Origin of the sequence: Pseudomaricurvus hydrocarbonicus (assembly GCF_011602365.1) — a bacterium.
GTDB lineage: Bacteria > Pseudomonadota > Gammaproteobacteria > Pseudomonadales > Cellvibrionaceae > Pseudomaricurvus > Pseudomaricurvus hydrocarbonicus.
The window spans coordinates 23,155-35,167 of the sequence record NZ_JAAONZ010000025.1 but is presented as its reverse complement, the minus strand read 5'-3'; the positions used below and the strand labels follow the sequence as shown (position 1 = coordinate 35,167).

9 protein-coding genes are annotated in these 12,013 nt (G+C 55.9%); 2 read left to right on the top strand and 7 right to left on the bottom strand.

What is annotated here, in order from left to right:
* Positions 1-130: 130 nt before the first annotated feature.
* Positions 131-1,630, top strand: coding sequence for a Ppx/GppA phosphatase family protein (locus G8770_RS21640; RefSeq protein ID WP_167191893.1), 1,500 nt, complete (start codon positions 131-133; stop codon positions 1,628-1,630).
* A 231-nt stretch (positions 1,631-1,861) separates the two neighbouring features.
* Positions 1,862-3,430 (top strand): cation:proton antiporter family protein, encoded by a 1,569-nt coding sequence (locus G8770_RS21635; protein WP_167191891.1) that lies wholly within the window; start codon positions 1,862-1,864, stop codon positions 3,428-3,430.
* 262 nt (positions 3,431-3,692) lie between these two features.
* On the opposite strand, the gene G8770_RS24585 is transcribed toward G8770_RS21635, so the two are convergent.
* The 7 genes from G8770_RS24585 to G8770_RS21600 all read right to left on the bottom strand — a co-directional run bounded on the left by G8770_RS24585 (position 3,693) and on the right by G8770_RS21600 (position 11,943).
* On the bottom strand, positions 3,693-4,673 hold the full coding sequence (locus G8770_RS24585) for an SGNH/GDSL hydrolase family protein (protein WP_167191889.1): 981 nt from the start codon (positions 4,671-4,673) through the stop codon (positions 3,693-3,695).
* 81 nt (positions 4,674-4,754) lie between these two features.
* A complete protein-coding gene (locus G8770_RS21625; protein WP_167191887.1) occupies positions 4,755-5,705 on the bottom strand; it encodes an NAD(P)-dependent oxidoreductase in 951 nt (316 codons plus the stop codon).
* A gap of 240 nt (positions 5,706-5,945) precedes the next feature.
* Entirely contained in the window at positions 5,946-7,211 is a 1,266-nt protein-coding gene (gene glyA / locus G8770_RS21620) for a serine hydroxymethyltransferase (protein WP_167191885.1), read from the bottom strand.
* 401 nt (positions 7,212-7,612) lie between these two features.
* Entirely contained in the window at positions 7,613-8,539 is a 927-nt protein-coding gene (mmsB, locus tag G8770_RS21615) for a 3-hydroxyisobutyrate dehydrogenase (protein ID WP_167191883.1), read from the bottom strand.
* Positions 8,540-8,642: 103 nt separating this feature from the next.
* A complete protein-coding gene (locus tag G8770_RS21610) occupies positions 8,643-9,737 on the bottom strand; it encodes an enoyl-CoA hydratase/isomerase family protein (RefSeq protein ID WP_167191881.1) in 1,095 nt (364 codons plus the stop codon).
* A 104-nt stretch (positions 9,738-9,841) separates the two neighbouring features.
* Positions 9,842-10,618 carry an enoyl-CoA hydratase gene (locus G8770_RS21605; RefSeq protein WP_167191879.1) on the bottom strand — a complete coding sequence of 259 codons (777 nt, stop codon included), beginning with the start codon at positions 10,616-10,618 and terminating at the stop codon, positions 9,842-9,844.
* Positions 10,619-10,776: 158 nt separating this feature from the next.
* Entirely contained in the window at positions 10,777-11,943 is a 1,167-nt protein-coding gene (locus G8770_RS21600; RefSeq protein ID WP_167191878.1) for an acyl-CoA dehydrogenase family protein, read from the bottom strand.
* Positions 11,944-12,013 lie beyond the last annotated feature (70 nt).

Here is a 12,013-nt window from a genome sequence, read left to right as displayed (position 1 = left end):
GTGAGTCTCCACAGCCTGTATAAGGCCGTGGATAAAACATCCATGCCGACCTTACTGGCTGGACAATCTTGGCGTCCCGCCCCGTCTGGGGTGGCGATGAACGCAACCACTGATTAAAACAGGAAGCCTTGTGCCGGAACGCCCACGCCGAATAGCCGCCATTGACCTTGGATCCAACAGTTTCCACATGACATTGGCGGAATTGGGCCCCCATGGCATCAAAACCTACCATCGGGAGAAGCGCAAAGTGCGCCTGGCCTCCGGATTGAATGACGCCAACCAACTGGATCAAGCGGCCCAAGCCCGGGCGCTGGAAACCCTGGGAATTTTTGGGCAGATTCTGGAGGAGTTCCAGCCGGATGACGTCCGCGCCGTCGGCACCTTTACCTTTCGCACCGCTGTCAACATTCACAGCCTGACGCAACAAGCCTTAAAGCTGCTGCCCTATCCAATTGAAATTCTGTCCGGAACCGAAGAGGCGCGTCTGATTTATCAAGGTGTCAGCCACGACCAGCATTTGCCGGACAACACCCTGGTGGTCGACATTGGCGGTGGCAGTACCGAGCTGATCATCGGCAAGACCACTGAGGCTAAACTCCTGCACAGCTGCAATATGGGCTGTGTGAGCCTGAGCGAGCGCTTTTTCCCCAGTGGCGAGATTTCGGCCCGCAGCTTCGAGCGCGCCTGTTTATTTTCCTCGCAGCAACTGGAAAGCATCCGGGTTCGCTATCTGGCGCAGGGCTGGCAAATGGCCCTGGGCTCTTCCGGCACCATCAAGTCACTGAGCCAGTGTGCCCAGAGCCTGGAACTGTCTGACGGCTCCCTGACCCTCGATATTCTGAAAGATTTGCGCCATCGCTTTATTGCCGCAGGGCATATAGATCACCTGGACATTCCCGGCTTGAGCGAAGATCGAAGATCGATCATCTGCAGTGGCCTGGCCATTTTGATTGCCGTGTTCGACATCCTGGAAGTCACGTCCATGAGTTACAGCGATGCCGCCCTGCGTGAAGGGCTGCTGCTGGAAGTCCAGGATCGACTGAAGCACCACGACATCCGTCACCACAGTGTGGCGCTTTTGGCCAAGCGCTTTGCCAGTGACCAACACCAGGCCCAGAAAGTCAGTAAAACCGCCCTGTCCATGTTTGATGCCGTGGCCGCCTCCTGGGAAATTAACAACCCGGATTATCGACAATTTCTGCACTGGGCCTGCCAGCTGCATGAAGTCGGTCACCAGATCAACCACCTCAGCTGCCACAAACACGCCGCTTACATTGTCAATAACTCAGCCATGGCGGGCTTTAACGCCGAGCAGCAAAGCATTCTGGCCTTTATGTTGTTGTCGCAACGAAAGTCCCTGAAGCTCGAAAGCCTGCCAGCGTTCGAGGTGTATAACGAGACCAAGACCCTGAAAATCATTCTGCTCTTGCGCCTCGCCATTCGCCTCAATCAATTCCGTCAGAGCGACACCCTCGACAGCTTTGGAGTTTCAGCGACGGAGCGCACACTCACCGTCCGCTTTCACAGCATCTGGAACGATCGGCAGGAATTGTTCAGCAACGACCTGGACGCCGAACAGGAGCAATTTGAGCCGCTCCAGATTGAGCTCAGCTATGAGTTTTTAAGCTAACCCTCAGTTGTTCAGCGATCTCACCATTTACTATACCCAGCCACGGCTCGCTGAGTAGCTGGGCACACCTAAATCGGGGCCGGCCCCCAAATCTGCAGGTTCCTCATGTGCACCGCTGCCACGGCTATCAGAAACAGATGTTCACCATGGCTGGGATTCCATGTGGCCTAACCACGGTTGCGTCGAGTAAGATGGCCGCCAAGACTCAGTAAGGATTAACGCAATACTACTATGGATTTTATCTGGATTCTCTTCGCCTTTGCCTGTGGACTGGGTGTTCGGTTGCTGTCACTTCCACCGCTAGTGGGTTATCTGATAGCTGGATTTGGGCTCAATTTCATGGGCGTCGAACCGGACCATACGCTGCAGACCCTGGCGGACCTCGGCATTACCCTGATGCTGTTTACCATCGGCCTCAAGCTGAGTATCCGCGATCTACTCAAACCTGAAATCTGGGCTGGCACAAACATCATGATGGGCGTCTGGATCTTGCTGTTTGGCGGCATCCTGCTCGGCGTTGGCGCCATAAGCGTTTCTATCTTCACGGGCCTGACCCCCACCAGCGCTGCACTCATCGCGTTTGCCAGCAGCTTCTCGAGCACCGTGTGCGTGGTGAAAATGCTGGAAGACAGCGGCGAAACGCGCACTCGACACGGGCGTTTGGCCATTGGTGTGCTGGTGATGCAGGACATCATCGCGGTACTGTTTCTGGTGTTTGCCACCGGCGAACTGCCCAGCGCCTGGGCACTGTTGCTGTTTGCCTTAATCCCGGCAAGGCCGCTGATTGGCCGCCTGCTCAACAGTGCCGGTCACGGCGAGCTACTGCCACTGACCGGGTTCTTCCTCGCGCTGGGGGGCTATGAACTGTTCGCGCTGGTCAACATCAAGGGCGACCTGGGGGCGCTGATTGCGGGTATCCTGCTCAGCCAGCACACCAAAGCGGCCGAACTGGTCAAGTCGCTGATGAGCTTTAAGGATTTGTTTTTAATCGGCTTCTTTTTATCCATCGGTTTCACCGCCTTGCCCGACTGGTCGATGCTGGGGATCGCCCTGTGCCTGACGTTGCTGCTGCCACTAAAGTTCGCGCTGTTTTTCACGCTGTTGTCAGGACTCAAGCTGCGGGCCCGCACCGCCTATCTGACCTCCCTGGCGCTAGCCAACTACAGCGAGTTCGGTCTGATTGTTGCCGCCATCAGTGTCAGCAATGGCTGGCTCGATAAGCAGTGGCTGGTGATCCTGGCGCTGGCGGTGTCGATTTCGTTCGTCTTCACCAGCACCGTCTACCGCTCTTCCCACAACATTTACCGCCGGCACAAGGATAAATTCAGGCGCCTGGAGCGCTCGACCCGACTGCCCGAAGATATCATTGTGCAACCCACCAGCGCCGAAATTCTGGTGATCGGCCTGGGGCGGGTCGGCAGTGGCGCCTATCAATCCCTGTACCAGGAAGTCGGCGACCGGGTGTGGGGCATGGATGCCGACAGAGAGCGCATCAGAAAGCAAAAAGAACAGGGCATGCACGTTTTTTTTGGTGACGGTGAAGACGCCGATTTGTGGGAAACGCTGGACACCTCGTCCATTAAACTGATTTTGCTGGCCCTGCCCACGATTGAAGACAGCATCAACGTCTGCCGACAACTGCAGTCTGCTATCTATTGCGGCCAGATTGCCGCCATTGCCCGCTACGAAGATGAACGCATGCAGTTACTGGAATCCGGTATCGATAAGGTGTTTAACTTTTACACCGAAGCCGGCACCGGCTTTGCGGACGAAAGTTTGCGCATGATCAATGCCAGGTAACCAAGCCTGGCAGCCTGAGAAAGCCTTGATGCCACCAGCGGCTGAAGCCAGCCGCAAACACTCGCGAGTCAGGTCGCTGCAGCGCACGGATCAACCGATGCGCCCAGCACCACTCTTAACCAGTACCTGTGGCAAAGGAATGCCTTTAGTTTGGCAATAAGAGTGCCTGTAGTTTGGCAATAAGAGTGCCTGTAATTTGGCAATAGAGCTCCTGCAGTTTGGCAATAGAGCTCCTGCAGTTTAGCAATAGAGTGCCTGTAGCTTAGCAATAGAATGCCTGTATCACGGGCAACAGTCGTTTGGCCGTCTCTGCGCAGCCTTTTTCATTAGGGTGCAGGCCATCAGGGGACAAACCCGGCCAATCGCGCTCACCCAGCAGGGTTTCACCCTCAACCAAAAGCACCCCCTCCAACGCCTCGACAGCCTCGCGCATGATTTGGCGAGTCCGCTGCGTGCGGGTGCGAAAGCCGGAATCAAAACACTCCCGGGAGGAAAACACCGGCGTAATCACCACCAGCGGCACCGCCGGCTGCGCTTGTCGCAATTGCTTCAGCATCCTCAGGTACACGTCAGCGGGCTGTATCCCGTAAGATTTACCCAGGTCCAGGATAAAAGCCTTCGCCGGGCAGCCCGCCACCAAGTCAATCACCTCGGGCTCGCCCCGGCCAGCGCCATAAAACCCCCAATTGATAAAATCGCTGTTCAACTCACGCGCAATGATCGCCGGGTAGCTCATGCAGGACAAATTCACACCCGCCCCCTGCACGATGGAGGAACCGTAAAACACTAACGGTAAATCATCCCGGTAAGGCCTGGCCGGCGCAATGTCCGCACCTGCCTGCAAACCCACCGCACACACATCAACTTCCTGTTCATGCGGTAGGTACAATTCAATGCTGCGCATCTCGGTGGGCAGGTCGCGAAACACCATGACGTCATTCAAGTCGCCCCGCGATAGCAACAGTGTTTTCCAGTAAACCCCATCCACCAGACAATCAATACCGTGTCCCTTGGACTTGGACAACGCCTGACAACGCAACACCAGGCGCGAGGAATTGGTGGCAAAACGCAGGCGAGCCCCCGCCGCATATTGCGACTGTTCCGCTACCGCCTGAGGCACCGCAGCACGTGCGGCCATCGGTAAACGACTGTAACCGTGTGAACACGCGGGCAAACCGTGCCGCCGAAAGCGGTCATCCGGTATCGCGTACCAACGAAGATCTCTGCTGTTTTCAATCTGCACGCTTCAATATCCTCTCACGCTGCTTTTAACCTGTATTCATTGATGAACCGGCACCCGACTGGCCGCAGACATCCCGCCGTTTTATACACAATTTACCGGCTCGCCCGCCAAAAATTTCTGCAAATTCCCCACCGCAATGTCCATTAAACGCTGGCGAGCGTCTTGGGTAGCCCAGGCGATGTGCGGGGTAATCGTGCAATTCGCCAAGGAGAACAACGGGTTGTCTTTCGAAGGTGGCTCCACCGTCAACACGTCCAGAGCTGCCCCGGCAATAGTACCGGTCGTGAGGGCGTCAAACAAAGCCGCCTCATCAATTAAGGGACCCCTTCCGGTATTGATCAAATAGGCGTCGGGCTTCATGCGGGCCAAAAAAGCTTTATCAATAAAGCGTGTGTTGGTCTCCGTCAGCGGACAGTGCAGGCTGATCACATCGCTGTTCGACGCCAGTTCATCCAACGTCACACAACGGACATTCTCCTGAACAGTCTCGGGCGGTGTGCGGGTGTGCACCAGCACCGTCATACCAAAAGCCAGTGCAATGCTGGCAACCTGGCGACCGATTTCACCATAACCGATCACACCCAGTGTTTTGCCCGCCAGCTCCAGCATGTTGTGATCGTAATAACAAAAGTCTTCTGACTGCGACCAGCGCCGCGCTTTCACCGTCTGATCGTAGTAGGTCACCGGCTGAGCCCACTGCAATAACTGCGCGAACACAAATTGCGCCACCGAAGCGGTACCATAGGATGGCGTATTGGTCACCACAATCCCGCGCCGTGCCGCCGCCTGCGCATCCACCACGTTGTAGCCGGTGGCGGTCACACCGAGGTAACGCAAGGCCGGCAAAGCCGCCATCACCTCATCGCTGAACACCACCTTGTTGGTGAGCACCACCTCAGCCCCGGCGCAGCGCTCTATCACCTCTTCTGCCGTTGAACGGGCATAGACAGTACAGTCCCCCAAAGCGCCAATACCCTCCCAGGAAAGATCCCCAGGATTCAGGGTGTGCCCATCGACAACCACAATTTTCACAGGTAGCTCCTTCGCAATTCCAATACAAACGTCGTCATTCTAGACAAACGACTCATTCAAAACCCATCGCGGCTCATCAAAAAAACTTAACAGACTCTAACATCATCGACCGCTCATACAAGCTGCAGGCTGCCTGTCACCTGTCACCTGTCACCTGTCACCTGTCACCTGTCAATTATCATCCGGCATAAAAAAACCGGAGACAAGCTCCGGTTTTTCAAGGCCGCATCAACTGAGCAATCAGTCAGCGTATACCGGGAAGCGTTGGCACAGTTCCAGCACCTTGCCTTTTACCTCACCAATCACCTGCTCGGAATTGCCGTTTTCCAGGCTTTCCAGCACGTCACACATCCAGTGGGTCAACTGCACGGTTTCTTCGGTGCCAAAACCACGGGTGGTGATCGCCGGCGTACCGACACGCAGACCGGAGGTGACAAACGGAGAACGCGGATCATTGGGTACCGAGTTCTTGTTGACGGTGATGTTGGCGGCACCCAGAGCGGCATCGGCGTCTTTACCGGTGTACTCTTTACCAATCAGGTCGACCAGCATCAGATGATTTTCAGTCCCGCCAGAAACGATCTTGATCCCGCGCTCAATGAACGTCGCCGCCATCGCTTTGGCGTTCACCACAACCTGCTTCTGGTAAGCCTTGTAGTCATCGGACATGGCTTCTTTGAAAGCGACCGCTTTGGCGGCAATGACGTGCATCAAAGGACCGCCCTGACCACCCGGGAAAACCGCCGAGTTCAGTTTCTTTTCAATCTCTTCATTGGCCTTGGCCAGGATAATCCCGCCACGCGGCCCGCGCAGAGTCTTGTGCGTGGTAGAGGTCACAACGTCCGCGACAGGTACCGGGTTAGGGTATTCGCCCGCGGCAACCAGACCGGCTACGTGCGCCATGTCCACGAACAAATAAGCGCCAACCTTATCGGCGATCTCACGGAAGCGGGACCAATCCATGATCTGCGAGTAAGCAGAGAAACCGGCAATGATCATTTTCGGCTTGTGCTCCACCGCCAGACGCTCAACTTCGTCGTAGTCCACTTCACCGGTCTCGGTGTTGAGGCCATACTGAACGGCGTTATAGGTTTTGCCAGAGAAACTGACAGACGCACCGTGCGTCAGGTGGCCACCGTGAGCCAGGCTCATGCCCAAAATGGTATCGCCAGGCACACACAGAGCCTGATACACCGCCGCGTTTGCCTGGGAGCCGGAGTGTGGCTGAACGTTGGCGTAATCGGCGCCAAACAGGGTTTTAGCGCGCTCAATGGCCAGACTTTCGGCTTTGTCTACGTACTCACAACCACCGTAATAACGCTTGCCGGGGTAACCTTCGGCGTATTTATTGGTCAACTTGGTCCCCTGAGCCACCATCACCATTGGGCTGGTGTAGTTTTCAGACGCGATCAGTTCGATATGCTCTTCCTGACGACGCTCTTCTTCCTGAATAGCGGCCCAGAGCTCTGGATCAAAGTTTTCAATGGTTTGTGATTTATCAAACATGGGATAACCCTGTGTAGTTAGGCAATGTTAAATAGTTAGGCAATGTTAAATAGTTAGGCAATTCAACCGTTAGGCAACGTAAAACCGTTGGGCAACGCTTAGTGGGACTGCTGTAAGAATTTGACAAACTTTCAAGGGCGCGAATTGTACACTATTCAATCCCCAAAAAGACAGATTCCATGACTGAAAAACCACTTCACAGGAAAGCGATGGCCAGTTTGCGGGAGGAATGACGAAATGGCGGCAGGAATACCGGCCGCGAAGGCGCTCTGGATTGCGAACAGTGACGAAAATCGACAGGTTGCGAACAGTGGCGAAGATCCTCCCTCGGGCTGACCGGCAAAGCCGGGGCGGAGCGCTTGCGCCCCGGGCCTTGTCACCGGGATGCCTCCGCCAGGGCTCTATGGGGCGGGTTTGGCGTAAAACTGCTGGATGCTGGAGAAATCCTTGAGCCCCTTGTCCTCCTCACCACTGTTTTTATGCAGATTGAAGAGGTTGCGGGCGGCAGTCCCCATGGGAATGGACGACTGACTGCCCACGCTGGCTTCCATCGCCAGACTCAGGTCCTTCAGCATCAGATCCACCATAAAACCGGGCTGGTAGTCATTACTGGAAGGCACATTGTCCATCACGCCAGGCACCGGGTTGTACTTTTCCAGCGACCAGTTGCAGCCGGAGCTTTTCAGCATGATGTCCGACAGCACTTTCGGATCGAGGCCATTATCCATACCCAGCTGCAGGGCTTCGGCGGTGCCGGTCATGTGGATCGCCAGTAACATGTTGTTACAGATTTTGGCCACTTGTCCCGCCCCCACATCACCGGCACGGAAGACATTGGCGCCCATGGCGTTCAGAACGGGCTTAGCGGCGTCGAAATTCGATTCGGAGCCACCCACCATAAACGCCAGCGTACCCGCTGCCGCGGCCGCCACCCCCCCGGATACCGGCGCGTCCACAAACTGCATGCCGCGCTTGTCCGCCTCGGCACCCACACGGCGCGAATTGGCCGGCGCGACGGTGGAGCAATCGAGAATCAGGGCCGACTTGGGGATATAATCCAACAGCGGTTCGGAGGCGTCCCCATTGCCGGAAGCACCGAGGTAGACACTTTCCACAATCGCCCCATTGGGCAGCATGGACACCACATAATCGACCCCCTTGACTGCGGCTTTGGCACACTCCACCGGTGTGCAGCCAGCCTCAGCCGCCGCCTTTAAATTGGCGGCCATCAAATCAAACGCATTGACCTTAAACCCGGCTTTCACCAGATTGGCGGCCATGCCGCCACCCATATTTCCGAGGCCGATAAAGGCAACTGTTTTGCTCATGTGACCACTCCCTCAACGTCAGCGGCTGTAGCCGCCATGTGATTATTGTTTAGCATCAGAGGCTAACCCCCTGAAATCAGAGATTAAGCCCCTGAAATAAGTCTCAGAGATCTGCCAGCGGGTTCGTTGCCCATGGCTCGACGAAAAACGCCTGAATTTCTTCCGCGGACACATCCGCTACCGCGGCAGGTGTCCACTGTGGGTTGCGGTCTTTATCGATCAGTAACGCCCGCACCCCCTCTTTAAAATGGCCGCGTTTGGCGCAGTTCACGGACATCGTCAGCTCCAGCCGGAAGACGTCTTCCAGCGACAGGTCTTTGCCGCGCTGCAACTGCTCCCACACCAGGTACGGCGTCACCGGACAGCCAGCGGCCAAAGTCTTAGCGGCTTTGGCACACCACTTGTCATCCCCGTCGTAAGCCGTAATCTGAGCGACAATCGTCGGCACATCGGCACCGTCACATACCCGGTTGATCCAATCCAGGTGCGCTTCTATGTTGCCCTGCGGTTTCTGCGGCGCCACCAGCTTGCTGAAATGGTCCAGCACACCGCCAATGCCCCTCTCACACTTCACTTCCGTCAGAGCCGTCATCACTTCGTCTTTCAGATCCTGAGTGATGAAATAATCCGCCAGGCCGATGTATTCCACATCCGTGCCGTTAATGTTGGCGCCGGTCAAACCGAGAAACAGCCCTGTTTGACCCGGGGTACGATTCAAAAACCAGGTCCCGCCCACATCCGGGTACAGACCAATGGTGATTTCAGGCATCGCCATCCGCGTGGTATCGGTCACCACTCGATGGGAAGCACCGCTCAACAAGCCCACGCCGCCGCCCATCACAAAACCGGTGCCCCACACGATAAAGGGCTTACCGAAGGTATGAATCAAATAATCGAGACGGTATTCTTCGGCAAAAAAATCGGTGCAGCTGTCATCGGGCAGCTCTTCACCGTAAGCCGCCGAACCCGCGTGCAAGGCCACCACATCGCCACCCGCACAAAACGATTTGTCACCCGCGCTGTGCAAAAAAACCGCCGAGATTGCATCGTCCGCCTGCCATTGTTGCAACTTGGGCAGCAACAATTCCACCATCGCATGCGACAGCGAATTCAGAGACTTCTCCGAATTCAGCATGGCCACACCCAGCTTTTTACCACCCGCCGCCGGGCGCTCTTCAAACAACACGACATCACTCATATCAAAACCTGCTCATCATCTAAGTCCTACTCATCATCTAAGTCCTACTCATCGAGGCGCAACGCACTCTCTTTACTGTTGTTCCCGACAGTCACCCAGTATTGTTATTTATTTTTCCACTCGGGTTTGCGCTTTTCCAAAAACGCACTCACACCTTCTTTCTGATCCTGGGTGTCCCAGAGCTTGACAAACATTTCGCGCTCCCTGGCGTAACTGGCAACGATGTCACCACGGCGGGCTTCCATGATCAGCTCTTTACAGAAGCGCACCGACGTTGGCGACTGCCCTTCCACTTGTGCGGCCAGCTGCAGGGCTTTTTCCAGCACGGTACCCGTGGGCACCACTTCGGAGACCAAACCAATTTGTTCGGCTTTTGGCGCCTTCAATCGCTCTCCCAGCAAAATCATGCGTTTGGCCCACTGCTCGCCCACCAGCCAGGACAATTGCTGTGACCCCAACCCACAGGGCAACAAGCCTACTGCCGCCTCCGGCAAGGCCATTTGCGCCTGCTCTTCACAGATACGAACGTCGCACGACAGCGCCACTTCCAGGCCTCCGCCCATGGCGTAACCGGTGATGGCGGCAATGGAAACGCCCTGATAATTCGACAGCGCTTCAAACGCTTCACCAAACGCCAGAGACGCGGCAAACGACTGACCTTTATCATCGTGATTAAACTGATTTAAATCGGCGCCGGCGCTGAAAAATTTCTCACTGTCACTGGTCAGAATCAGAGCGTAGTTGTCTTTGTCGTCATTCAACTCGACCACCAGCTGTTGCAAATAGCGCAAGCTTTCCGGCGTCCAGGTATTCGCGGGGGGGTTGTTAAAGGTGATAATGGCCGTGTGACCACGCTTTTCGAGTTTGAGTAATTCGCTCATCATTTGCTCCTTGAGGGCAGGCTGCACAACAGCACCCGGGTTATCATTCTTATCGTTAAAAGTCAGGGTACCGGAGCGCTGCGAGGCCCGACACCCGCCATCACCAGTTCAGTTGCTCACATCACTGGCTGGCAGCCACAATCGTTTCACCCAAACAGCTATCGTATCGCGTCGGTAGCACCGTCTTCCAAAATACGACGCGCGGTCAACAGCCGCATCACTTCGTTGGTGCCTTCCAGGATTTGATGCACGCGCGCGTCGCGCATGTAGCGTTCGATGGGGTATTCCTTGATGTAACCGTAACCCCCGTGCAATTGAATCGCGTTGTTGCACACTTCAAAGCCGACATCGGTGGCAAAGCGTTTGGCCATCGCGCAGTAGGTGGTTTTATCACCACTGTTGGCGTCCAGCTTGCACGCCGCCAGACGAATCATTTGCCGGGCGGCCACCAGTTCCGTCACCATATCCGCCAGCTTAAACTGCAGCGCCTGAAAGCTGGCGATGGCCTGACCGAACTGCTTGCGCTCGCGCATGTAAACCTGGGTGTGGTTGAGGCAAGCCTGGGCCGCACCGATGGAGCAGGTGGCGATATTAATGCGCCCGCCGTCCAGCCCCTTCATGGCAATTTTAAAGCCCTCACCTTCACTTCCCAGCAGGTTGGCCGCGGGGATACGCACGTCTTCAAACGTAATGGCTCGGGTGGGCTGAGAATTCCAACCCATTTTATCTTCATTTTTACCGTAGTGAATGCCGGGTAAGTCCGCGGGTACCACAAAAGCACTGATGCCCCTGGCGCCGTCCTGCTGAGAGCCAGTGCGCGCCATCAACAGCAGCACATCCGTGCTGCCGGCACCACTGATGAACATCTTGCTGCCATTAATGACGTATTCATCGCCGTCTCTTTTGGCGCTGGTGCGCAACGAACCGGCGTCACTGCCGGCACCGGGCTCTGTCAGGCAATAGGAGGCCAGCTTCTGGCCCGACGTCAGGTCGCCGCACCATTCGGCTTTGACCGCGTCAGTCGCCCAGGTCGCAACCATCCAGGTGGCCATATTGTGAATGGAAATAAACGCGGCCGTAGAGGTGCAACCAGCCGCCAACTCTTCCAGGATGATGACGGTATCCAGGCGGGACAAGCCCATTCCCCCGGTTTCTTCCGGGCAATACATGCCACAAAAGCCCAGTTCGCCCGCCTTGGCAATCACGTCTTTGGGGAAGATTTTCTTTTCATCCCATTCGGCCGCCAGTGGTGCCATTTCACCCTGGGCAAAGGCGCGTGCGGCGTCCTGGAATGCCAACTGCTCATCACTTAAATTAAAGTCCATAGTGATCTCTCATGTTTCGATAGATGCCGGAGCCCCTGGCACAAGGCCACTGCGAAAGAAGCCTCCTGGC